This window comes from Nocardia sp. N2S4-5, from assembly GCF_044628355.1.
Classification (GTDB): Bacteria; Actinomycetota; Actinomycetes; order Mycobacteriales; family Mycobacteriaceae; genus Nocardia; species Nocardia wallacei_B.
Genome location: NZ_JBIUPM010000001.1, coordinates 4010638 through 4033946, shown reverse-complemented (window position 1 = coordinate 4033946; position 23309 = coordinate 4010638). Strand labels below are relative to the sequence as shown.

At 69.9% G+C, this 23309-nt stretch carries 9 protein-coding genes; 7 read left to right on the top strand and 2 right to left on the bottom strand.

Annotated features, from left to right (window positions below; translation table 11 throughout):
• Nucleotides 1–251 precede the first annotated feature (251 nt).
• From ACFMRZ_RS18410 to ACFMRZ_RS18400, 3 genes are all read left to right on the top strand, one after another.
• A complete protein-coding gene (locus ACFMRZ_RS18410; RefSeq protein WP_400182901.1) occupies nucleotides 252–14381 on the top strand; it encodes an amino acid adenylation domain-containing protein in 14130 nt (4709 codons plus the stop codon).
• 226 nt (nucleotides 14382–14607) lie between these two features.
• Nucleotides 14608–15606 (top strand): alpha/beta hydrolase family protein, encoded by a 999-nt coding sequence (locus tag ACFMRZ_RS18405; protein WP_280275528.1) that lies wholly within the window; start codon nucleotides 14608–14610, stop codon nucleotides 15604–15606.
• A 106-nt stretch (nucleotides 15607–15712) separates the two neighbouring features.
• Nucleotides 15713–16957, top strand: coding sequence for an Nramp family divalent metal transporter (locus tag ACFMRZ_RS18400; RefSeq protein WP_280275529.1), 1245 nt, complete (start codon nucleotides 15713–15715; stop codon nucleotides 16955–16957).
• On the opposite strand, the gene ACFMRZ_RS18395 is transcribed toward ACFMRZ_RS18400, so the two are convergent.
• Nucleotides 16954–17817: a polysaccharide deacetylase family protein gene (locus ACFMRZ_RS18395; protein ID WP_400180117.1), complete on the bottom strand. Its 864-nt coding sequence runs from the start codon at nucleotides 17815–17817 to the stop codon at nucleotides 16954–16956. The genes ACFMRZ_RS18400 and ACFMRZ_RS18395 overlap by 4 nt on opposite strands.
• A gap of 65 nt (nucleotides 17818–17882) precedes the next feature.
• On the opposite strand from ACFMRZ_RS18395, the gene ACFMRZ_RS18390 reads away from it, so the two are divergent.
• Nucleotides 17883–18248, top strand: a complete 366-nt coding sequence (locus tag ACFMRZ_RS18390; RefSeq protein ID WP_400180116.1) for a MerR family transcriptional regulator — start codon at nucleotides 17883–17885, stop codon at nucleotides 18246–18248.
• Nucleotides 18249–18256: 8 nt separating this feature from the next.
• Here ACFMRZ_RS18390 and ACFMRZ_RS18385 read toward each other — a convergent pair whose 3' ends face one another.
• Entirely contained in the window at nucleotides 18257–19774 is a 1518-nt protein-coding gene (locus tag ACFMRZ_RS18385) for an aldehyde dehydrogenase family protein (RefSeq protein WP_280275531.1), read from the bottom strand.
• Nucleotides 19775–20523: 749 nt separating this feature from the next.
• On the opposite strand from ACFMRZ_RS18385, the gene ACFMRZ_RS18380 reads away from it, so the two are divergent.
• From ACFMRZ_RS18380 to ACFMRZ_RS18370, 3 genes are read left to right on the top strand one after another with little or no spacing between them, the layout of a single operon-like run.
• Nucleotides 20524–21588 (top strand): ATP-binding cassette domain-containing protein, encoded by a 1065-nt coding sequence (locus ACFMRZ_RS18380; RefSeq protein ID WP_280275532.1) that lies wholly within the window; start codon nucleotides 20524–20526, stop codon nucleotides 21586–21588.
• Between the two features lie 41 nt (nucleotides 21589–21629).
• Nucleotides 21630–22397: an ABC transporter permease gene (locus tag ACFMRZ_RS18375; RefSeq protein ID WP_280275535.1), complete on the top strand. Its 768-nt coding sequence runs from the start codon at nucleotides 21630–21632 to the stop codon at nucleotides 22395–22397.
• Nucleotides 22398–22456: 59 nt separating this feature from the next.
• Entirely contained in the window at nucleotides 22457–23299 is an 843-nt protein-coding gene (locus ACFMRZ_RS18370) for an ABC transporter permease (RefSeq protein WP_400182900.1), read from the top strand.
• Nucleotides 23300–23309: the final 10 nt, after the last annotated feature.

Genomic DNA, 23309 nt, shown 5'->3' with positions numbered 1-23309 from the left:
ATCTCCAGCCCCACCGGGTGACCAGCGGGCCGCGGTGCCGGACAATGGTCTGGTTCCGGGCCCGGCCCACCCCGCCGACCCGGGATGGGGGCGCCCGCGCGTAACATGCCCCGGCCGCGCTCGATGGATCAAGGGGGTGGCGCCGCGCGGCGCAGGATCGACAACAGGCAGGGTGAGTGACACGTGTTTCGGGTGGTCGGGCGGCACGACGCGGCTCAGGAAGCGGTCGCGGCATGACCCGGGTCGCTCGAGTGCGCCCCGTCCGCACCCGCAGGGTGCGCGTCACGACACTGCCGCAACTGCTCGCGACCGCGGTCGAGGTGGATCCGACCGGTACGGCGTTGGTGTTTGCGGATGCGTCGGCGTCGTTGGTGGTGTTGTCGTATGCGGAGTTGGATGAGCGGTCGACGCGGTTGGCTCGGTTGTTGATCGAGTGGGGTGTGGGTCCTGAGGTTGTGGTGGCGGTGGGGGTGCCGCGGTCGGTGGAGTCGGTTGTTGCGGTGTGGGCGGTGGCGAAGGCGGGGGCTGGTTTTGTTCCGGTGGATCCGGGTTATCCGGCGGAGCGGGTGGCCCACATGGTCACCGACTCGCGCGCCGTGCTCGGGCTCACCGTCGAGGAAGTGCGCGCCGATCTGCCCGGCGATGTGGAGTGGCTGAGCCTCGATTCCCCCGAACTGGTGCGGCGGCTCGAGGAGTACTCCGCCGATCCGGTCACCTACGCGGATCGGTTGCGGCCGTTGCGTGCCGAGCATCCGGCGTATGTGATCTACACGTCGGGATCGACAGGCCGCCCGAAGGGTGTGGTTGTCACTCAGGCTGGTTTGTCGAGTTTTTGTGATGAGCAGCGTGAGCGTTATCGGGTCGGGAATGATTCGCGGACTTTGCATTTCGCGTCGCCGTCTTTTGATGCGTCGGTGTTGGAGTTGTTGTTGGCGGTGGGCGGTGCGGCGACGATGGTGGTGGCCGCGCCGTCGGTATACGGGGGCGACGAGCTCGCCGCGCTGCTGCGCCGCGAAGAGGTGACGCACGCCTTCGTCACACCGGCAGCGCTGGCGTCACTCGACCCGACGGGCCTCGACGATCTGCGAGTGATCATCTCCGGTGGCGAGGCGTGTCCGCCGGAACTGGTGCGGCGCTGGGCCGTTCCGATCGCCGACGGCACGCGCGAGTTCTACAACGGGTACGGGCCGACCGAGACCACGATCATGACGAACATCAGTTCGCCACTGGCCCCGGGCGACCCGGTCACCATCGGCGCGCCCATCCGCGCCGTCACCGAATACGTCCTGGACGAGCGGCTGACGCCGGTGCCCGACGGCGTGGCCGGTGAGTTGTACATCGCCGGAGCGCAATTGGCGCGCGGCTACCACGATCGGCCGGGCCTGACCGCGGCACGTTTCGTCGCGAATCCGTTCGACGGCAACGGTTCCCGGCTCTACCGCACCGGCGACCTGGTGTCCCGGACCCTGTCCGGCGAACTGGAGTATCTGGGCCGCAACGACTTCCAAGTGAAGATCCGGGGCTTCCGGATCGAGCTGGGGGAGATCGACGCCGTGCTGTCCGCGCACGACACCGTCGACTTCGCCGTCACGGTCGGTCACGTACTCGACAGCGGCGCAACCATTCTCGTGTCCTACGTGCACGCCGCCCCAGGCGCGGATATCGACGTCGACGAGCTGACCGCCACCGCCCGCCGCACCCTGCCCGCGCACATGGTGCCCACCTCGGTGGTGGTGCTGGACGAGATCCCGCTGACGCCCGTCGGCAAGCTCGACCGTGCCGCGCTGCCCGCCCCGGTCCTGCAGACCCGCGCGTTCCGGGCGCCGGCCGGTCCGCTCGAGGAGCTGGTGGCGGGCGTGTTCGTCGAACTGCTCGGCCACGGCGAACCCATCGGCGCCGACGACGACTTCTTCGACCTGGGCGGCAACTCACTGATCGCGACCCAGGTCGCCGCCCGGCTGGGCGCGCAGATCTCCGCGCGGATCCCGGCGCGGGTGCTGTTCGAGGCGTCCACGGTCGCCGCCCTGGCCCGCCGCCTGGAGCCGATCAAGGGTGCGGGCGGGCGCCCGACGCTGGCGCCGCGGCCGCGACCGGACAATATCCCGCTGTCGCTGGCGCAGCAGCGGATGTGGTTCCTCAATCAATTCGATCCGATATCACCCGCCAACAACATCCCGTTCGCCATCCGGCTCACCGGGAGGCTGAATGCCGATGCGCTGCAAGCCGCGATCGTCGACCTGATCGAGCGGCACGAGACGCTGCGCACCGTGTACCCGGCCGTCGACGGCACCGGCTACCAGGTGATCCTGCCGGTCGAGCAGGCCGTCCCCGACCTGTCCCCGAAACCGATCGCCGAACACGAGATCGAGGGCTGGGTGGCCGGATTGGCGCTCACCGGCTTCGACGTGGCGGCCGACGTGCCGCTGCGGATCGGGGTCGCGGAGTTGGGCGCCGACGACCATGTCATCGTGGTCGTGGTGCACCACATCGCCGCCGACGGCGTGTCCATCGCGCCGTTCATGCGAGACCTGTTGGTGGCCTACCTCGCTCGGCGTAACCGCGCGCAGCCCGCGTGGCAGCCGCTGCCGGTGCAGTACGCCGACTACGCGCTGTGGCAGCGCGAGGTGCTGGGCGACGAGGCCGATCCCGATTCGATTGCCGCGGACCAGATCCAGTACTGGCGGTCCGCCCTGACCGGCCTTCCGGATCGCCTGGACCTCCCCGCGGACCGGCCGCGCCCGGCCGTGGCCTCCGGGCTCGGCGCCGAGTACGCCTTCACGGTGGACGCGCGGCTGCACGGCCGTCTCGACGAAGTGGCGCACCGGTACGGTGTGTCGTTGTTCATGGTGGTACATGCGGCGTTGGCGGTGTTGCTGGCGCGGTTGTCGGGGACCGAGGACATTGTCGTCGGTACGCCGGTGGCGGGTCGTGGTGAGCGTGAGCTCGATGATTTGATCGGCATGTTCGTCAATACCTTGGCGTTGCGGACCCGGGTGGATTCGTCGGTGTCTTTCACCGAGTTCCTGGCGGCGGTGAAAGAGACGGATCTGGGCGCGTTTTCGCATGCGGAGTTGCCGTTCGAGCGTTTGGTCGAGGTGTTGGATCCGGTGCGTTCGCAGGCGCATCATCCGTTGTTCCAGGTGGCGTTGTTCTTCCAGAACATGGACAAGCCGCGGCTCGAGCTGCCGGGCATGACGGCCGCCGCCATCGCTTTCGACGGCGCGATCGCCAAGTTCGATCTGCAACTCACCGTGGTGCCGCGGCGGGATCAGGGCCTGGCTCGCGGGCTCTCCGCGATGTTCACCTACGCGACCGACCTGTTCGACGAGGCGACGATCGCCGGTTTCGCCGACCGCCTGCTGGGCGTGTTCGACGCCGTCACCGCCGCACCGGCCCGGCCGGTCGGCGACATCGACCTGCTGCGGCCCGACGAGCGGGTGCGAATCCTGCACGACTGGAACGACACTCGCTATCCCGTCGAGCCGGAGCTGCTGCTGGACGGCTACCGGCGCATGGTCGCGCAGTACCCGAGCACGACGGCCGTCACCTACGAGGGCGAGTCGCTGACCTACGCCGAGTTCGACGCGCGGGTGAATCAGCTGGCGCGGCTGCTGATCTCGCGCGACGTCGGCCCGGAAGCCTTGGTGGGCCTGGCGATCCGGCGGTCGCTGGACCTGGTGATCGGGATGTACGCCATCGTCACCGCGGGCGGCGCGTACGTGCCGCTGGATCCCGACCACCCACCCGAGCGGATCGACCACATCCTGGACACCGCGCGACCGGTGTGCGTGGTCACGACCGTGCGCGATGCCGTGGCGGTCCCCGTGGACATCCCGGTGCTGCGCCTGGACACCATGGACCTCGGCGGCTTCGACCCCACCCCGGTGCGGCCCGGTGAGCTGCTCCGCCCGCTGCGGCCCGACCACCCCGCCTACGTGATCTTCACCTCCGGTTCGACCGGCCGTCCCAAGGGCGTCGCGGTCTCGCACGCGGCGATCCACAATCAGATCACCTGGATGCTGGCGGCCTATCCGCTGGGCTCCGGGGACGTGTATCTGCAGAAGACCGCCACCACGTTCGACGTGTCGCTGTGGGGCTACTTCATGCCGCTGCGGTCCGGTTCGCGGCTGGTCGTCGCCACCCACGACGGCCACCGCGACCCCGAGTACATCGCGGAAACCATTGCGGCCGAGGGCGTCACGGTCACCGACTTCGTGCCGTCGATGCTGACCGTCTTCGCCGCGCACACCACCGCCGGCGCGTGCCCGACGCTGGCCGACATCTTCGTGATCGGTGAGGCGCTGCCGCCGGAGACGGTGGAGGCGGTGCAGCGGGTGTGCGGCGCGCGGGTGCACAACCTGTACGGCCCGACCGAGGCCGCGGTGTCGGTGACGTACTGGCCGGCGCGGACCGAGGACCGGCCCAGCGTCCCGATCGGGTTGCCGCAGTGGAACACCCAGGTCTACGTGCTGGACGGGCGGCTGCGCCCGGTGCCGGCGGGCGTCCCCGGCGAGCTGTACCTCGCGGGCGAGCAACTGGCCCGCGGCTATGTGCGGCGGCCCGATCTGACCGCGGACCGGTTCGTCGCCAACCCCTTCGGGGGCGGGGGTAACGGTGCGGCCGCGGGCGACCGGATGTACCGCACCGGTGACCTGGTGGTGTGGCGCGACGCCGAGGGCGAACTTCCGGCGCGGCTGGAATACCTGGGGCGCACCGACTTCCAGGTGAAGTTCCGCGGTCAGCGCATCGAACTGGGCGAGATCGAGGCGGCGCTGCTGGCACAGCCGACGGTCAGTCAGGCGGTCGCGCTGGTGATGCCGTGGGCCCTGGGCGACCAGCTGGTGGCCTACGCCGTGCCGACGCCCGGCTACGAGATCGACCAGGCGCGGCTGCGCTCGATACTGTCGAAAACGCTTCCGGTATACATGGTTCCGGCCGTGATCGTCGCGCTGGACGCGTTCCCGCTCAACCCCAGCGGCAAGCTGGACCGCCGGGCGCTGCCCGAGCCGACCTACAGCAGCCGCGAATTCCGCGCCCCCGCAACGCCGATCGAGCAGATCACGGCCGAGATCTACGGCACCGTACTCGGGCTGGAACGCGTCGGCGCGGACGACGACTTCTTCGCGCTCGGCGGCAACTCCCTGGTCGCCACGCAGGTGGTGGCGCGGCTGGGGGCGGCGGTCGGCGGCCGGATACCGGTGCGGGCGCTGTTCGAGACCCCCACCGTCGCGGCCTTGGCCGCGGCCGTCGAATCGCAGGCGCACGAACGTCGCGGCGTCGAGATCGGCAGTCTCGAACGGCCCGAACGGTTGCCGTTGTCGCTGGCGCAGCAGCGGATGTGGTTCCTGAACCGGTTCGACCAGGACGGCGACACGGCGGGCTCTGCGGCCTACAACCTGCCGTTCGCGCTGCGGCTGAGCGGCGCGCTCGACGCGACCGCGCTGTCCGCGGCACTCGACGACGTGGTCGCCCGGCACGAGGTGTTGCGCACCGTCTACCCGGAAACCCCCGACGGTCCGGCACAGGTGGTGCTGGCGGCGGACACGCGGCTGGGTGTGACGGTGGAGCGGGCCGCCTCCGAAACGCTGGCAGGCGAGATCCGGCAGTTGGCGGCGACGCCGTTCGACGTGACGGCCGAGGTGCCGATCCGGGTACGGCTGTTCGAGATCATCGATGCCCCACTGGGTTCCGGACCCGAGTACGTGCTGGCCGTGGTCGTGCACCATATCGCGGCCGACGGTTCGTCCATGGCCCCGCTGGTGCGGGACGTGATGACCGCGTACGCCGCGCGGGCCGCCGGTGCGGCGCCGGACTGGACGCCGCTGCGGGTGCAGTACGTGGATTACGCGCTGTGGCAGCGCGCGGTGCTCGGCGCCGAGTCCGACCCGGGTTCCCTTGCGGCGCGGCAGATCGCGTTCTGGCGGCGGGAGTTGTCGGGGTTGCCGGATCTGCTGGAGTTGCCGGCGGATCGGCCGCGTCCGGCGGTGGCGTCGTTGCGTGGTGGCCGGGTGGAGTTCCGGGTGGACGCCGAAATGCACGCCGCTCTGGGCGCATTGGCGCGTGCGCACGGTGCGACGTTGTTCATGGTGGTACACACGGCGCTGGCGGTGTTGCTGGCGCGGTTGTCGGGCACCGACGACATCGCGGTGGGTACGCCGGTCGCCGGTCGTGGCGAGGCCGAACTGGACGATCTGATCGGGATGTTCGTGAACACGGTGGTGTTCCGGACCCGACTGGATCGCGGCGAGTCGTTCGCGGAACTGCTTGCGCGGCAGCGAGAAACGGATCTGCGGGCTTTCGCGCACGCCGATATTCCGTTCGAGCGGTTGGTGGAGGTGTTGAATCCGCCGCGGTCGACGGCGCATCATCCGTTGTTCCAGGTGGGTTTGTCGTTCCAGAACCTGGCGCGCACGGCGTTGGAGTTGCCGGGGCTGAGTGTCGCGGGCGTCGACGCGGATCTCGAAGTGTCGCAGTTCGATCTGCATCTGATCGTCGGTGATGTGTACGACGAGCAGGGGAGCCCGGCCGGTATCGGTGGCTACTTCACCTATGCCACCGACCTTTTCGACGCCGCCACCGTCGAGGACTTCGCGGACCGCCTGTCCCGCATCCTGTCCGCCGTCGTCGCCGACGACACGATCGCCGTGGGCGACCTCGAGATCCTCACTCCGGCGGAACTCGCCCACGCCGTCGTCGACCGCAATGCCACCGCGCACGCCCTGGACACCGCCGCGACGCTGGTGACCCTGCTGGACCGCTCCGTCGCGTCGGCGCCCGAGGCGGTCGCGCTGGTCGCGGACCTGCCGGACGCCGAGACCGGCCGCGCGGAACTGAGCTACACCGAACTCGACGCGCGGGTGAATCGCCTTGCCCGGCACCTGATCTCGCTGGGCGTGGGCCCCGAATCACGAGTGGCGCTGCTGCTGCCGCGCTCCATCGACCTCGTCGTCGCCATGTACGCGGTCGCCAAGGCCGGTGGCGCCTACGTCCCGATCGACCCCGACCAGCCCGCCGAGCGCGTCGACTACATCCTGGGCACCGCCGATCCGGTGTGCGTACTGACGACCGCGGCGACCGAACGGGTGATAGCGGCACAAACCCGCCGGGACACCACGATGACGTCCACCGGTCCGCGCCCGGTGGCCTCGGCCGGAAACGGCGCGATGCTCGATTGGCGCGGGCGTTCCGAATCCATGCCCGCTCTGGGCAAGGCATCGGCGGACGCGATCACCGCCCTACCTCGCGACGACGCGAAGTCACCGGCTCGGGGTCCGTCCACGGGGCCGCGAATCGTGGTCCTCGACGCTCTGGACCCGACCGCGCACTCCGACGCCGCCGTCACCGACGCGGATCGCGTTGCGCCGCTGCGCGCGTCGAACACCGCCTACGTGATCTTCACCTCCGGCTCGACGGGCCGCCCGAAGGGCGTGGCCGTGCCGCACGCGGCCGTCGTCAACCAGTTGACCTGGAAGACAGCCACTTTCGGACTGGGCGCCGACGACGCGGTGCTGTTGAAGACCGCCGCGACATTCGACCTGTCGGTATGGGAGTTCTGGTCGGCCACGGCGTCGGGCGGCCGCCTGGTCATCGCGATGCCCGACGCCCACCGTGACCCGGCCTACCTGAACGAACTGCTGGCCCGCGAGGCCGTCACCACGCTGCACGTGGTGCCATCGATGCTCGACGCGCTGCTCACCGACGCCACCACCCGCCCCGGGGCCCGGGCCATGTCCGGACTGCGGCGGGTGCTGGCGATCGGCGAGGCCCTGCCGGGCGCGCTGGCGCAGCGGTTCCTGTCGCTCTACCGGCATGTCGAGCTGTACAACGCCTACGGCCCGACCGAGGCGGCGGTGTCGGTCACGAACCACCGGGTGACGGCGGCCGACGAGGTCTCGGTGCCGATCGGTGTGCCGGAATGGAACACCAGGGTGTACGTGCTGGACGCGCGGCTGCATCCGGTGCCGGACGGGGCGGCGGGCGAGTTGTACCTGGCCGGTGCGCAATTGGCGCATGGCTACTTCGGCCGCCCGGAGCTGACCGCGGATCGGTTCGTGGCCGACCCGTTCGAGCCGGGCGCGCGGATGTACCGCACCGGCGACCTGGTGGCGTGGAATACCGCGGGGGAGCTGGAATACCGGGGGCGCACGGACTTCCAGGTGAAGGTCCGCGGCTTCCGCATCGAACTCGCCGAGATCGAGGCCGCGCTGCTGGCCCTGCCGGAGGTCGCGCAGGCGGCTGTGCTGGCCCGCAACGACGGACGCACCGGCGACCGCCTGGTGGCCTACCTGGTGCCGACGGGTGAGGCGCTCGACACCACCGCGGTCGGGTCGGCGCTGAGCGGCGCGCTGCCGAACTACATGATCCCCTCGGCGTTCGTCACGCTGGACACGTTGCCGCTCACCGTGAACGGCAAGCTCGACCGCAAGGCGCTGCCCGCGCCCGTGGTGGAGACAAAGGCGTACCGCGCCCCGCGCACACCCGCCGAAGAAGTGGTGGCGGATGTGGTCGCGGAGGTCATCGGCCTGGACCGCGTCGGCCTGGACGACGACTTCTTCGCCCTCGGCGGCGACAGCATCATGTCCATCCAGGTGGTGTCGCGCGCCCGTGCCCGGGGCGTGCACTTCTCGCCGCGCGACATCTTCGGATCCCGCACCGTCGAGGCGCTGGCGCGCGTCGCCACCGTGCCCGCCGAGGCCGACGAACAGATCCGCACCGGACCGGTGCCGCTGCTCCCCAACGCGGCCCGGCTGCTGCGCCTCGACCGCACCGGACGCGATTGCCGCGCGATCTCCTTGGCGGTCCCCGAGGACTGCGGTCCCGACCGGGTACACGCGGCGGTGCAGGCCCTGCTGGACCGGCATCCGATGCTCTCGGCGCGTCTCGAAATGGACGAGGGCACAACCGTTCCCGATGTCCCGGAGGTGAACGGCGCCGGCGCGAGCCCGTTCGGCCCGCCGGTGGGCGTCCGGATCCCGGCGATCATCGCGGACGCGGAGGCCGCCACCGAACCCGGTCCGTTCGGCGCGCACGCGGCGGGCGGGCCCGACGCCTGGGCCGAACACGTCACCGAATTCCTGCCCGTCGTACCGCCCGGCCAGGGTGACTTCGAGTCCGGCGCGGCCTTCGACGCCCCCACCAGCCTGCTGCCTACCGCGACCGCCGAGGCCGTGACCGAGTTCCTGCCCGTCGTCCGGTCGGCGGCCACCACCGACACCGGCGCGCGGTTCGTCCGGCGCGACGAACTACCGGAGCCGACCTCGGAAATCGTTGCGAGCCTTATTCTTCCCGACACCGTTCCGGAGGTCCCGCTGCGGCGGTTCGCGCCCGCGGCGAACGTGGCCGAGGTCGCCTTGCGCGCGCTGGCCGCCGACCTGGACCCCGACGCCGGACGCAATATCTGCTTCGGCCTGATCGCGTCGAGCGAACCCGGCGCGGAGCCGGACGACACCACGGAGGTCCCGCCCGCTCTCGTGATCGTCGCGAACGGCCTGGTCGTCGACGACGCCTCCTGGCGGACCATCATCGACGAACTGTCCACCGCCTGGTCCGGCGGACACCCCACGACGTCCGGGGTCGAAACCGGCCCGGCCGATGTGGCGCACACCCTGTCCGCGCTGGCCACCGACCCGGCGACGGTCGGCGAAATCGACTGGTGGCGAACGGCTCTGGCCGAGGCGCCCGCGGACATCCCGATCGGCGGGCTGGACCTGACTGTTCGCGGCCGGGTCTCGCTGGTGGTCACCGCCGAGGGCGCGGCCGCGGTGACCGCGGTGGCCGCCGCCTACCACGCCACCATCGAGGAGGTGCTGCTCGCGGCCCTCGCGCTGGCGTTGGAGTCGGGGCCGCGCGGGCCGGCGGCCGAGGTGGTCGGCTCGGTCGTGCGATTGTTCGCCGACGGCCGTACCGTGGCCGGGCCCGGAGCGGCCGGTGCGGTCGGCGGTTACACCGCGGCCTACCCGTTCGTGCTCGGCTTGGACGCTGTCGACGTGGACGACGCCCTGCTCGGCGGACCGGCGGCGGGCCGGGTGATCGCCCAGGTCAAGGAGCGCCGCCGCGCCGTTCCCGCCGCTGGAGTCGGCTACGGTCTGCTGCGCTACCTGAACAGCGACACCGCCGCGGATCTGGCCGCGCTTCCGCACGGGCGCACCGCATTCCGCTACCGCGATCTGCGGCCCGCGAACGCTTCGCCGGACACCGCGCCCGCCGACCTGTTCCTCGACGTCACTATCGACGCCACCGCCGACAGCCTGCTGGCCCGATTCGATTACGCCGCCGCGGTATTGGACGCCGAGCAGGTGAAAGAGCTTGCCGGGCAGTGGGTCCGGGCCCTGGGCGGGCTGGCCGAGCACGGCACGCACGCGGACGCCGGTGGCTTCACCCCGTCGGACTTCCCGCTGGTGCGCCCGGCGCAGTTCGATATCGACCGGCTGGTCCGGGACTATCCGAACCTGTCCGACATCTGGCCGATGACGCCGCTGCAGTCGGGCATGCTCTTCCACGCCCTGCTGGCCGACGCCTCGGTCGACCTGTACACCACGCAGTTCACCGTCGATCTCGGCGGTAGCGTGGACGTGCCGCGGCTGCGCGAGGCGGCCCAGGCCGTGCTGGACCGGCACGCCAACCTCCGGGTCGCCTTCGCCGCCGACGCCGCCGGTAATCCGGTGCAGGTAGTCCTCGACAATGTCGAGCTACCTTGGCGCACCATCGATCTCAGTGATCTTCCGGCGCACGAGGTGGAGGCGGAGCTGGCCCGGCGCACCGCCGCCGACTACGCCGACCGCTTCGACATGCGGACCGCGCCGCTGCTGCGCTTCACCCTCATCCATACCGGCCGCACCGCGGGCAACTCGTATCGGCTGCTCGTGACCAGCCACCACATCCTGCTCGACGGCTGGTCCACGCCGCTGCTCATGCGTGACCTGCTGATGCTGTACGCGCTCGGCCCGGACGCACGGCACCTGCCGGAGGTCCGCCCCTATCGCGACTACCTGGCCTGGCTGGTCGACCAGGATCGCGACGCCGCCCGAACCGCGTGGCGCCGGGCACTCGCGGGCGTCACCGAGCCGACGCCCTTGGCCTCCGTCGATCCGGGCCGCGAGATCGCCTCCGGCGCAGGCGAAACGGGCTTCGACCTGTCGGTGTCCGACACCGCCGAGCTGACCCGGCTGGCCGCGAGACTGGGTGTCACCGTCAACACCGTGGTGCAGGCGGCGTGGGGACTGCTGGTCGGGCGCAGTGTGGACCGCGACGACGTGGTGTTCGGCGCGACGGTCTCCGGCCGCCCGCCGGCGCTGCCCGGTGTCGAGACCATGGTGGGCCTGTTCGTCAACGCGATCCCGGTGCGGGTGCGGCTGGCGGCCACCGACACGCTGAGCGGCCTGCTGCGGCAGTTGCAGTCCGAGCAGGCGGAGTTGCTCGACTACCACTACCTGGGCCTGAGCGATATCCAGGCCGCCGCCGGGGTCGACGGGCTGTTCGATTCGCTGGTCGTGTTCGAGTCGTATCCGATCGACCGCGACGGCCTGGACCGGGCCGGGGCGGTGGACGGCGTGCACGTCACCGGCATCGGTTCGGTCAACGGCACCCACTATCCGGTGACGGTCATGGTGTCGCTCGACGATCAGCTGCGGGTGTCGCTGCAGTACCTGCGGGACGTGTTCGACGAGGCGACGGCCACCGCACTGGCGCAACGGCTCTCGGCTCTGCTCGGCCGTTTCGTGACGACTCCGCAGGCCCGGATCGCCGAGGTGGACGTGCTGCTGGCGGGCGAGCGCGACGAGCTCGCGGCCCGCAACGCCACGGCGTCGCCCGAACTGCTGGACGACGCGACGCTGATCTCCCTGTTCGACGCGCAGGTGGCCCGCACCCCGCAGGCTCCGGCGCTGTACTTCGGCGACAGCATGCTGAGCTATCGCGAACTCGACGTCCGGTCCCGGGCGCTGGCGGGGGAGCTGGCCGGTCGCGGTGTCGGGCCGGAAGCGCTGGTGGCCGTGGCCATGCGGCGTTCGATCGACCTGGTCGTCGCGATCTACGCGGTGCTGCGGGCGGGTGCGGGTTACGTCCCCGTGGACCCCGATCATCCGGCCGAGCGCAACGAGTTCGTCCTCGGTGACGCGCGGCCGGTGTGCGTGCTGACCACCGGTGGCGACTTCGAAACCCGTACCGGGACACCGGTCGTCGTGGTGGACGAACTACCGCTCGACGGTCGCGGCCAGGAGTTCCCGGCCGCCCGCCCGGACGGCGTCGCCTACGTCATCTATACCTCCGGCTCGACCGGGCGGCCCAAGGGCGTGACGATCACCCACCGCCAGATGGCCAACCAGTTCCGCTGGGCGCAGCGGGAATACCCGCACGGCACCGGTGACGTGGTGTTGCACAAGACGCCGATCACCTTCGACATCTCCACCTGGGAACTGTTCTGGCCGTTGCACACCGGAGCCGCGGTCGTCGTCGCCGAACCCGACGGCCACCGCGATCCGGCGTACCTGTCGCGGCTGATCGAGGACAGGTCGGTCAGCACCGTGCACTTCGTGCCGTCGATGCTGGACGCCTTCCTCGACACGGACGCGAATCCGGCGGTGGCGCAGGGATATTCGTCGCTGCGCTGGATCTTCGCCGCGGGCGAGGCGCTGTCCGGCGAGACGGCCGCGGCCTGCGCCGAACTGCTCGAGCGGACCGAACTGGTGAACTGGTACGGCCCGGCAGAGGCCACCGTGGTCACCGCGGCGCCCGCGACCACCGCCACGGGCGCGAGCGTGCCGATCGGCGCCCCCGTGGCCAATACCCGGGTGTACGTGCTCGACCGGCACCTGCGCCCGGTACCGCCGGGCGCGCCGGGCGAGTTGTACGTGGCCGGAATCCAGCTGGCCCGCGGCTATCTCGGCGCGCCCGCCCGCACGGCCGAACGCTTCGTCGCCCACGACGGCGGCGAACGCCTCTACCGCACCGGCGACATCGTCCGCTGGCGCGGCGGCGCGCTGGAATACCTGGGCCGCAGCGACTTCCAGGTCAAACTGCGCGGCCAGCGGATCGAACTCGGTGAGATCGAGGCCGTGCTGACGAGCCACGACGCGGTGCGGCACGCGGTGGTCTCGCTGGTGCGCGGCGGATCCGGCGACCGGCTGGTGGCTCATGTCGTGCCCGCTCCCGGCGCCACCATCGAGGACGGGGCGCTGCTGGCGCACGCGCGAGAAGCATTGCCCGGCTACATGATTCCCGCCGCCCTGGTGGTGCTGGACGAACTGCCGCTGAACGCCAGCGGCAAGCTGGACCGCCGGGCGCTCCCGATGCCGCAGCTCTCCGGCCGCCCCTACCGCGCGCCGTCGACGCCGCTGGAAGAGACGGTCGCCGAGGTGTTCGGCGCGGTGCTGGGCGCCGAGCGGGTCGGCGCGGACGACGACTTCTTCGAACTCGGCGGCAATTCGCTGGTCGCCACCCGCGCGGTCAGCCGCCTGCGCGCGCTGACCGGCACCGAGGTGCGGGTGCAGTGGTTCTTCACCGGATCCACGGTTGCGGCACTGGCCCAGCGTCTCGAGGACGCCCAGGACCTCGACTACGACTTCGACCTGGCGTCGGAGGCCGCGCTCGAGGTAGTGCTGCCGATCCGTGCCCACGGTACGGGCGCACCTCTGTTCTGCATTCATCCGATGTACGGATTGTCCTGGTGCTACGCCGGACTCGCGCGGTTCGCGGGGGACCGGCCGATCGTGGGCCTGCAATCGCCGGTGCTCTCGGAGGACGACCGGCTGCTGGAATCGGTGCGCGACATGGCCGTTCGCTACGTCGAGGAGATCCGGCGGGTGCAGCCGGAGGGGCCGTACCACCTGCTCGGCTGGTCGCTGGGCGGGGTGCTGGCGCACGAGATCGCCACCATGCTGCAGGACGCCGGCGCCCGGGTGGAGGTGCTGGTGATGCTCGACAGCCGCCTCGATATCGACCTCGGCGATTTCCGCACCGCCGTGCGCGAGGTGCTGGCCGAGATCGGCATCGGCGCGGAAGCGCTGGTCGGCGACGGCGACATCTACGACCTCAGCGAACCGGCGCTGGCCACCCTGCACGCCACCCTCCCGCCCGACCTGGCGCTGCTCACCCCCGAGCGGTTGCGCCGCATCTACCGCAGCGCCGTGCGGTCGGCGGAGATGATCGTGGAGCATGAGCCCGGGGTGTACCGGGGGCGGCTCGACTACTTCTCCGCGCGCGACCGGACGACCGGGGCGGACAACTGGCGCGACTACATCGACGGCGAGATCGTCGATCGCCCGGTCGACGCCGTGCACGAGGAGATGGTGGCGCCGGAGGCGATGGCGCAGATCGGCCCGCAGCTGAGAAAACGCCTCGCTACCGGGGCCGACGGCGTGGCTCGGAACGCCGATCGGGCATGATGAGGCGGTCACCGCGTAACGATGTCCTCTGGTCGGACGACTAGAAAGGCCGTAGGGTCGGGCGCGGCGTCGCCCGATTCGTGGGTGTCGGCACGGGGCGCCGACGGGAATCGCTGGACCGAAAACCGATGAGATAGCGAAGGTGTGAGCATTGATTCGTCGACACTTCCGGCGTAGTGGCCTGCGGGCAGCCGCCGCGATTGCGGCCACAGGAGTACTCGCCGGCGTGGTAGCCGGAATCGGCGCACCCACCGCCTCGGCGGACGACCCGATCATCGCCTCGAAGACCCTGCTGGGCGATCCGAAGTCCCCGGACGGGTCCTACATCTCCAAGGCGACCTACAAGGACGACCGCAACATCCGGCTGTACGTGTACTCGGCCGCGATGGACAAGACGTTCCCCGTCGACGTGCAGCGCCCGGCCGACGCGTCCGCGCCGCGTCCCACGCTGTACCTGCTCAACGGCGCCGGCGGCGGCGAGGACGCGGCCTCCTGGCAGCAGAAGACCGACATCGTCAACGGGTTCCTCGGCGACAAGAACGTCAACGTGGTGCAGCCCATCGGCGGCAAGTGGAGCTACTACACCGACTGGATCAAGGACGACCCGACGCTGGGCCGCAACAAGTGGACGACGTTCTTCACCGAGGAACTGCCGCCGCTGATCGACGGCGCACTGGGCACCAACGGCGTCAATGCCGTTGCGGGCCTGTCCACTTCGGGCACCACCGTGCTGAACCTGCCGATCCACGCCCCGGGCCTGTACAAGGCCGCCGCCGCCTACTCCGGCTGCGCGCAGACCAGCGACCCGGCCGGGCGGGAGTTCGTCAAGCTCACCGTCAACACCTGGGGCGGCGGTGACGTCACCAACATGTACGGCCCCGACGACTCCCCGGTCTGGGCGGAGAACGATCCGTACGTGCACGCCGAGCAACTGCGCGGCCTGGACATGTACATCTCCACCGGCAACGGCCTGCCCGGCGTGTACGACACCCTCAACGGCCCGTACGCGCTGCCCGGCGCCTACGGTCTGGGCAACCAGATCCTGATCGGCGGCGTCATCGAGGCGGGCACCAACTACTGCACGAGCAACCTGAAGACCAAGCTGGACGGCCTGGGCATCCCCGCGACCTACAACTTCCGGGACTCGGGCACGCACTCCTGGGGCTACTGGCGTGACGACTTCATGAACTCCTGGCCGGTGCTGGCCCGGGGTCTGGGTCTCTGACACCCCATCAGGGCAGATGTACCGCCCCGGCCGCGCTCGCGGTCGGGGCGGTCACATTTCCGGGGTACGGTCAACAAAAAAGTTCGGATACCCATAAAATAAATTCATGAGTACCGTTGTCTCGCCGCGCACGTCGTTCCGCCGGGCGAGATCGGCGTCGATCCTGCTCGGCCCGGCCTTCGTGGCCGCGATCGCCTATGTCGATCCCGGCAATGTCGCCTCGAACATCAGCGCGGGCGCGCAGTTCGGCTACCTGCTGGTGTGGGTGATCGTGATGGCCAACGCGATGGCCGCGCTGGTGCAGTACCTGTCGGCGAAGCTGGGACTGGTCACCGGCCGCACACTGCCGCAGGTGGTGCGGGACCGGGCGAGCCGGCCGATCCGGCTGGCGTACTGGGCGCAGGCCGAACTGGTCGCGATGGCCACGGATCTGGCCGAGGTGGTCGGCGGCGCGATCGCGCTCAACCTGCTGTTCGATCTGCCCCTGCTGCTCGGCGGCGTGATCACCGGCGTGGTGTCGATGGGTCTGCTGATGGTGCAGAACCGGCGCGGGCAGAAGCCTTTCGAACGGGTCATCATCGGTCTGCTCGCGATCATCGCGATCGGTTTCATGGCCAGCGTGGTGATCTCTCCGCCGTCGGCGCCGAGCGCGCTGGGTGGGCTGCTGCCGCGCTTCGACGGCGCCGAGAGCGTGCTGCTGGCCGCGGCGATGATCGGCGCGACCGTGATGCCGCACGCCATCTACCTGCATTCCGCGCTGTCGCGGGACCGGCACGGACAGCCCGAGGCGGGTCCGGCGCGGGTGCGGCTGCTGCGCATCACCCGCGTCGATGTCGGCCTCGCGATGGTGATCGCCGGTGCGGTGAACCTGTCGATGCTGCTGATGGCCGCCACCACGCTGAACGGCCGTGACGACGTCGACTCGCTCGAGTCCGCGCACGCCGCGGTGAGTGACGCGCTCGGCCCGTGGGCGGCGCTGCTGCTGGCGGTCGGGTTGCTGGCGTCCGGGCTGGCCTCCACCTCGGTCGGCGCGTACGCCGGCGCGATGATCATGGAGGGCCTGCTGAGCCGCCGCATCCCGCTGCTGCTGCGCCGCCTGGTCACCCTGGTTCCGGCGCTGATCATTCTCGCGGTGGGCATCGATCCCACCCGCGCGCTGATCATTTCGCAGGTGGTGCTGTCGTTCGGCATTCCGCTGGCGCTGATTCCGCTGGTGCGCTTCACCAGTGACCGCGTCCTGATGGGCGCCGACGCCAACCATCGCTGGACCACCGCGGCGGCCTGGCTGATCGCCGCCGTGATCTCCGCGCTGAACCTGCTGCTGATCTACCTCACCGTCACCGGCGACTAATTGTTCGTCGCGTAGTGCTCGGCGATGTCGTCGCTGGTGGTGACCCACACGCCCGGGTGGTTGACAACGTAGTCGAGGGCCTCGTCCAGGTAGCGGTGGCGGAACGCCTGACCGGTGACGAAGGGGTGCAGCGCCAACCCGAATACGCGGCCGCTGTCGGCCGAGTCCGCGTACAGCTGGTCCACCTGGTCCTTCACCATCCGCACGAAGTCCGGTCCGGTGAGGCCCTTGGTGACGAAGATGCCGATGTCGTTGAGTTCCACCGAATACGGAACACTCAGCAGGCCGGGCACATTCAGCCGATAGGGCTGGTCGTCGTTGGTCCAGTCGAGTACGTAGCGCAGGCCCAGTTCCGCCAGCAGTTGCGGAGTGTGGAAGGTCTCGGTCAGGCCCGGGCCCATCCAGCCGCGCGGCCGGTAGCCGGTGAATTTCTCGATAGCGGTGACGATCTCGCGCAGCGCGACCCGCTCGTCCTCCAGCGACAGGCCCGTGTGCAGGTGGCTGTTGCTGCTGCCGTGCGCGAGCCACACCCAGTCGCGGGCCTTGCCGGCCTCGATGATCTGCGGATAGCGCTCGCCCACATCGGAATTCAGCAGCGCGCTGGCGCGGATGCCGTGCTTGTCGAGTAGTTCCAGCTGCCGCCAGAACCCGACGCGCGGGCCGTAGTCGCGCCAGCCGTAGTTGAGGGCGTCCGGCGTCAGCGAGGTGGTGCCCTCGTAGGTGGCCGTGCCCGGCAGATCGACGTAGAAGTGCTCGATATTGAGGCCGACGTAGAACGCGACCCGCTTGCCGCCGGGCCAGTGGATCGGCTCGCGTTCGGTGATGGGGCTGTAGTCGAAGAGGGTGACGTCCTTGCTCATGGCGCTATGCTCGAACCCTCACATAGATGTGAGGGTCAAGCGAGAGTTGTTGTGAGGTAGGGCATATGCGGATCGGCGAGCTGGCGGAGCGCACGGAGACCTCCCCGCGCCTGCTGCGCTACTACGAGGACCAGGGGCTGCTGCGGGTGGCCCGCGCCGCCAACGGCTACCGGGATTATGACGAGCGCCTGGTCGAACAGGTCCTGCACATCCGCGGCCTGTTGGAGGCGGGCCTGCCGACCCGGCTCATCAAGCAGATCCTGCCCTGCCTCGACGATCCGAGCGATATCCATTTCGCCGACGCCGATGCCGAGATCCTGGAGACCCTCGAGCAGCAGCGCGACCGGCTGACCCACCGCATCGAGCTGCTCACCCGCAACCGCGACGCCATGACGGCCTACATCGACTCCCTGCGCAGCTGCGCGCGCTGACCGGCGACCTACCGCCCGTGCCGGATCCGGAAGACGGCCTTGGCCCAGCGCAGGTGGCGGGGGTGGCGGTCGAAGGTGGTCAGGTTGACGGGGGCGCGGTAGCGCTTCTGCGCGATGGCCAGGGTACGGCTGAACTCCCGTAGCCCGGCCTCGCCGTGCGCGTGCCCCTGGCCGTATTCGCCGACGCCGCCGAACGGCATGGACGGGATGCCCGCGGAGGCCATCGACGAATTGACCGTCACCACACCGGTTCTGATGCGGTCGGCCAGTTCCGGCACCGCGCGCACGTCCCGGGTGAACACCGCCACCGCCAGGCCCTGTCCGGCGGCGTTGATGCGCTCGACCGCCTCGTCCATGGTCGCGACCCGGTTCACGATCAGTACCGGCCCGACCGCCTCGCCGGTGATCGCCGAACTGTCCTCGGGCACGTCGGCCAGCACGATCGGCTCGATGTAGGGCTCCCGGATGGAGTCGAGCCCGCCGACCACGGCCCGGCCGCCCCGGGCGATGGCGTCCTTGACCTGCCGGCGCACGATGTCGACCTGCGATTCCAGGATCATCGGGCCGTACGAGGCGCGGCGGTCGCCGCCCGGCCGCAGCTTGCGCGCCTGCGCCATCACCTTGTCGAGGAAGGGTTCGTACACCGACTCGGCGACGTAGGCGCGCTGGATGCCGGTGGGGCTCTGCCCCGCGTTGGACATGGCGCCGAAGACGGCGGCCTCGGCGGCGTCGTCGAGTTTGGCGTCGACCTGTACCACCATGGCGCCCTTGCCGCAGTGCTCCACCACCACCGGTGTCATGGACTGCGCGCACAGCGAGATCACTTCGCGCGCACCGCTCTCCGAACCGGCGTAGGCGACCTTGTCGAGCCGGGCGCGGCACAGCGCCGCCCCCGTGCTGCTGTCGCCGGTGACCACCTGGAGTACCGGCTGATTCGGCGCCAACCGGCTCCAGCTCTCGGCCAGCCAGACGCCGACGCCGGAGGTGAGTTCGCTGGGCTTGAACACCACCGCGTTGCCCGCGGCCATGGCGTAGGCGATCGACCCCATCGGGCTGAAGACCGGATTGTTCCAGGAGCCGAGCACCCCCACCACGCCCAGCGGCAGGTACCCGACCGAGGCGCGCTGGTTGCGGGTGAGCCAGGTGGAGCCGAGCCGGCGGCGGCCCAGCGCTCGTTCGGCATTGCGGGCCGCCCAGTCCAGGTTCTCCACCGCGAGCATGACCTCGATGGCCGCCTCGACCTCCGGCTTACCGGTCTCGGCACACACGATGTCGACCAGTTCCCCGGCATTGCGCGCGATGGCGCGCTTCCAGTCCAGCAGCCAGCGCCGCCGACCCACGAATCCGAGTGCCGCCCACCATTTCTCGGTCGCCCGCGCGGCCCGGACGGTGCGCGTCACCTCGCCGGTGCCCATCATCGCGAAATCGCCCACGGCCTCGCCCGTGCGAGGGTCGAAGGACGTGAGCACTTTCGGGCGGACCGTCCCTCCCGTGTGCGCTGCCGTGCGGCGCGCCGACTCGGCCATTGGTCACCCTCTCGCTGGCGAATGCTCCGGCAACCGGTCCTCCCCGACCGGATCGCGATTGCCGCAGACAGGTGAGTGTCTTCAATTCCCCTGTCCGCCAGACTATGGGCGCGCCCGGTCACCGACAAGAATCGGTTACCCGGCCAGACCACCCGGTCTGTCTGCCGACCAGCACCGATCCGTGAGCAGCCCGCAATAGGGGTTGAAATGTGAGTAACGCCACACGTATTCGTGCCCGCGTTTTGGGTACCGCCCGTTTGCCCCCGAACCGCAAGCCCCGCAATTACATTGCCGCAGAACACCTATCCCGCGCCCACCCCAACCCCGCAAGACCACACTCACGAACCACAAGACGACACTCACGCCCCAACCGCGGGCCACTCGCGAACCCCCCGCAAAGAAAGGCCCCTCCACACAACCAGAACGGTTTGCGGCCCCACGCAACCACACGGTTTGTGACCCCCACGCAACCACACGGTTTGTGACCCCCACGCAACCACACGGTTTGTGACCCCCACGCAACCACCACGGTTTGTGGCGCGTCTCGGTTTTCGGGTGCCGCTGCGAAGCGACGAAGGAGCCAGCAGCGGCACCCGAAAACCGAGACCAAGGGCGCCACAAACCCGCCGCGGCGAAGCCACGGCAATTAAACACAGTAACATCGCGGCAGGTGGATGGGATCACCTACCGAGGCGTGCAAACGGCGTTCCGGACACACCGGTCGCTGCCCGGTCGATAGTGGAGAGTTGATGCCGAGCTTGGACAATGCGGAACCGCAACCCCCCGAGAAGCCGGAGACGGCCGGGCCGGTCGCGGACACTGCCGACCGCGTCGTGGCCGATGCGGTCCCGGTGGTTTCGGAGCCGGCCGTGGTGGTGTCGGAGGTCCGCAAGTCCTTCGGTGACGTGCACGCGCTGCGGGGTGTCAGTTTCACCGCCGAGCGCGCCAGCGTGCTCGGCATCCTCGGCCCGAACGGCGCGGGCAAGACCACCGCGGTGAAGATCCTGTCCACGCTGCTGCGTCCCGACTCGGGGACTGCCATGGTGGCGGGTCACGACGTTCTGCGCGATCCGGCGGGGGTGCGGCGCTCGATCATGATGACCGGGCAGTACGCGGCGCTGGACGAAAATCTGTCCGGCCGCGAGAACCTGGAGTTGTTCGGCCGCTTGATGGGCCTGGCCAAGAAGGCTGCCCGGCAGCGCGCCGACACCCTGCTCGAGGAGTTCGACCTGGTCGGGGCGGGTAAGCGTGCGGTGCGGCACTATTCGGGCGGCATGCGGCGGCGCGTCGACATCGCGTGCGGGCTGGTGGTCCGGCCGGAGGTGGTGTTCCTCGACGAGCCGACCACGGGCCTGGACCCGCGCAGCCGCCAGGGCGTCTGGGATCTGGTGAACGCGCTGAAACGGCAGGGCATCACGGTGCTGCTCACCACGCAGTACCTCGAGGAAGCCGATGTGCTCAGCGACAACATCATCGTCATCGATAAGGGCGCGGTGATCGCCGAGGGCACGGCCGACGCGCTGAAGGAGAAGACCGGCGGCAGCTACTGCGAGGTGGTCCCGCTGGACCCGAAGCAACTGCGCACCGCCGCCGACGCGCTGGGCGAACTGCTCCCCGAGGCCGTGCGCACGGACCTGCTCGCCGACGGCGCCGACCGCGTATCCATACCGGCCCCCGACGGCGCGGCGACCCTCGCCGAGGCGGTGCGCCGGTTGGACGCGGCCGGGGTGGAGCTGGCCGATATCGCGCTGCGCCGGCCCTCGCTCGACGATGTGTTCCTCTCCATCACCGGGCATTCGGGCGGGAATCAGTGAGTGCTCCGACCGCGACCGCCGAGACCCGGCTGTTCGCCGATATGCCGCCCGCGCGGCCGTCGAGCTTCGCGCAGTGGCGGGCGCTGACCGGACGGCTCGTGCGGACCATGGTGACCAAGGGCGAGTTGATCGTCGCCGTGATCACGCCCCTGGTGTTCACCGTCGGCTTCTATCTGCCGCTGCGTTTCGTGATGAAGGTCGGCGGCATCGATTACGCGCAGTTCGTGATGCCGATCATCGTGTTGCAGACCATGGCGTTCACGATGATGTCGAATGCGCAGATCGCCGCGATGGAGGCGCTGACCGGCCTCAACAGCCGTATGCAGACCATGCCGATCGGGGGTCTGGTGCCGCTGGTGTCGCGCCTGTCGGCCGGGTTGGTCCGATCGGTGACGTCGCTGGCCGCCGCGGTCCTGTTCGGGTATGTGATCGGGTTCCGGTTCGTGGCCGGGCTCGGGCAGGCGGTGCTGTTCCTGGTCTTCTCGCTGGCGGTGGGCACGGTGCTGGCGATCGGCGCCGACGGGCTGGGCAGTCTGACCAAGAGCCCCGAGTCGCTGAGCCAGGCGTTGACGCTGCCGACCTTGATCTTCGGCATGCTGTCGTGTGGTTTCGTGCCCGAGGTGGGCTTCCCGGCGTGGATCCGGCCGTTCGTCCGGAACCAGCCGATCTCGCAGTTCTCCTTCGCCATGCGCGATATGGCCGAGAACGGGGTGAGCTGGCAGGTGCTGTGGGTGCCGCTGGTGTGGTTGGCGGCGCTGGCGATCGCGTTCGTGCCGCTGGCGGTCTGGGCGAATACGAGGCGGGCGTGAGCAGGGCGGGAACGGCGGAGTCGACGGTGACGCGGGATATCGGTGAGGAGCGTGCGGACATCGCTGCGAAGGATGTCGAGTCGTTCGGCGGACAATCGCCGCTGCCGGTGGTGCCGCCCCAGTCGGAGCGCGCGCTGTCGACGTGGGTGCGGCACAGCCTGATTCAATGCCGGCGGCTGCTGCTGGTGTGGTCGCGTGATCCGGCGACCACGGTGCAGGCGTTGATCTACCCGGTGCTGACGTTGCTGATGTTCAAGGTCGTGCTGGGCTACATGATCGAGAACGCCACCGGCATGCCCAGCTATTACGGCACGGTGCCGATGATCACGCTGGTGGCCGCGATGTCGGGTGCGGTGGTGAGCGCGCTGGGTTTCCGGACGGAGAAGATCACCGGCCTGTTGAGCCGGTTCTGGACCATGCCGATTCACCGGGCGGCCGGGCTCACCGGACGACTGCTGGCCGAGGCCATCCGGGTGCTGATCTCCACGCTGCTCGTGGTGGCGGTGGGGGTGTGCATCGGCTTCCGGTTCTGGAACGGGCCGCTGGCCTCGCTGGCGATGATCGCCATTCCGGTGCTGTTCGGCGTCGCGTTCGCGGTCATGGTGACGGCGTTGGCCACGGTGTCCGAAGGGGTACTACTGGTGAACATCATCGCGATCGTCAACACGCTGCTGATGTTCTTCAACTCCGGCTTCGTCCCGACCTACGCCTATCCGCCGTGGCTGCAGAAGACGGTGCAGAACCAGCCGATGAGCACCGCCGTCGACGCCATGCGCGGGCTGGCCTGGGACGGGCCCATCGCCGCGCCCCTGCTCAAGACCATCGCGTGGACCGTCGGCATGATCGTGGTCTTCGCCTACCCCGCCGTCCGGGGTTACCGCCGCGCCGCCGAAACCGCCTGAGTTCGGGCGC